This is a genomic window from Bifidobacterium sp., assembly GCF_050874245.1.
In the GTDB taxonomy this organism is placed as follows: Bacteria; Actinomycetota; Actinomycetes; order Actinomycetales; family Bifidobacteriaceae; genus Bifidobacterium.
In genome coordinates this window covers 1-1244 of sequence record NZ_JBNMKH010000203.1, presented here as the reverse complement: position 1 = coordinate 1244, position 1244 = coordinate 1, and the positions used below count along the sequence as shown (strand labels likewise).

The following is a 1244-nucleotide window of genomic DNA, read 5'->3' as shown; positions in this document are numbered from 1 at the left end:
CACGCTCCCCTGCAGGTCATGTTCTGCTGGCAGCTGAAAGATTTGGGCGTGGTCAAAGGGTATGAGAACGCCGTCGCTCCCATCTCCGTCGGCCAGGCGCAGGCGGAACGCATGCTTGATGAATTGCTCGATTCGGTTCAGGTTTCATCAGCGAACATTCCCGACGATTTCCAAATCGAATCGCACGCTTTCCATATTCCCGCCTCGAAGGGGCTTATCGCGGCTTCCCGCTACACACGTCATCTAGTGGTCGGTTCGCGCGGCTTGTCCGGTCTGGACGCGCATTTCCTTGGATCGGTTTCCAAGCAGATCATCAACTTCGCAGACTGCACCGTCACCGTCGTGCACTGACCGCATAAAAAAAGAAAACAAGATATGAGAGGGCCACGTACACATTCAGGTACGTGGCCCTCTCATATACGATGGCGATTATTCGTCGGATTCGGCTTGGACCGACGAATCAGCTTCCGTCATTTCGCTTTCCGTTGTTTCAGCCGCCGCCGGTTCGGTTTCCGCCGATTCGGCTTCTGTTGACTCGGTTTCCACCGATTCGTCTTCCATCGATTTGTTTTCCGTTTGCTCGATGGTTTCAGCAGTCGGCTCAACTACCGTCTCATCCATCTGTTCGACTGGCTCGTCCGATTCAGTCGGCTCAGCCGTATCAGCCGATTCGGTATCGTCCGACGTTTCCGGCTTATTCTCGTCGACCACGGTGACGGTGGTCTCTACTTCAGGCGCATCGTCGGAGGCCACATGCTCAAGCACATCCTCTTGGCTGGCGTCGTCGTCGATGGTGTTGGCTTCGATGTCCGCGTCCGAACCTTCCTCATCCTCATTCGGATTATGGTCGTCATCGGACGAAAGCTGTTCGATCAGCTCCACGGAGCCCCGCTCGTCACGCGGCGCCTGGGCGATGATATCGATATGCATGTCGTCGAACGCCGGCTTCGACTGCACCCACAGATGCGACGGCTCCGGTGGATCGATTTCGGAATGCTCTCCGCAGCCATGATCGATGGACACGACCCTGCCGTCATCCGGGCTCCACTTGTTGGCGCACACGCCGAACAGCAGGTTCAACTCACCCTTCAGCGGAATGAAGTATCCGCATGTGGAGCAAGGATTGCCGTCGGCCGTCTTGGTGGATAGCGATTTTGGCCCATGTGGGCCTTCGTACCAACGTTTTGCGGTCTGCGACCGGCCAAGCGGAGTCAACACGTGCCTGCGGGACAGGTCGAATTCCT

2 protein-coding genes are annotated in these 1244 nt (G+C 56.8%); one reads left to right on the top strand and one right to left on the bottom strand.

Annotated elements, in window-relative coordinates; translation table 11 throughout:
• Positions 1-351: universal stress protein (locus tag ACR0P8_RS09915; RefSeq protein ID WP_432624878.1), on the top strand; the 351-nt coding region annotated here is incomplete at its 5' end.
• 78 nt (positions 352-429) lie between these two features.
• On the opposite strand, the gene ACR0P8_RS09910 is transcribed toward ACR0P8_RS09915, so the two are convergent.
• The coding region (locus ACR0P8_RS09910; protein WP_432624877.1) for a DUF3027 domain-containing protein at positions 430-1244 on the bottom strand (815 nt) is incomplete at its 5' end.